This is a genomic window from Paenibacillus sp. 01T422 (assembly GCF_056398785.1).
Map to the genome: position 1 here is coordinate 1 of NZ_JBFTQB010001690.1, position 415 is coordinate 415.

At 41.4% G+C, this 415-nt stretch carries 1 protein-coding gene; it reads right to left on the bottom strand.

The window, feature by feature from the left end; all coding sequences use genetic code 11:
- Positions 1–34: 34 nt before the first annotated feature.
- Positions 35–415 (bottom strand): CpsB/CapC family capsule biosynthesis tyrosine phosphatase (locus AC1DUA_RS40795; protein ID WP_477505035.1); only part of this gene is annotated, 381 nt, incomplete at its 5' end.

Below are 415 nucleotides of genomic sequence, written 5' to 3' on the forward strand. Positions count from 1 at the left end.
GTGCAGCAGCTCATGAGTACCTGTTGATATCCGGTCAGAAGGAAACTCTGTGCAGCAGCTCATGAGTACCTGTTGATATCCGGTCAGAAGGAAACTCTAACAACATGTACCGAGAACCATTTAACGTTGATGTTCTCTTGACTTCTATATCCTCAATTATTCCTCGGTATACCCGCACTTCTTGACCAACAAGTACACGAAGCGGAATATTCCTTTTTTCAAGTTCTTCCCGAAATAATTTCACACGCAATTCAACAAATTCAATCTCATTTGTAAACTTACCATTCTCATGATGAGGAGTTGCAATGACAGAGTGTATGCCCTGTACGACAGCTTGCTTGGCCATCGAAATGGAGTTCTCTAAGTCACAGGAACCATCATCAACACCTGGTAGTATATGACTATGTATATCAAT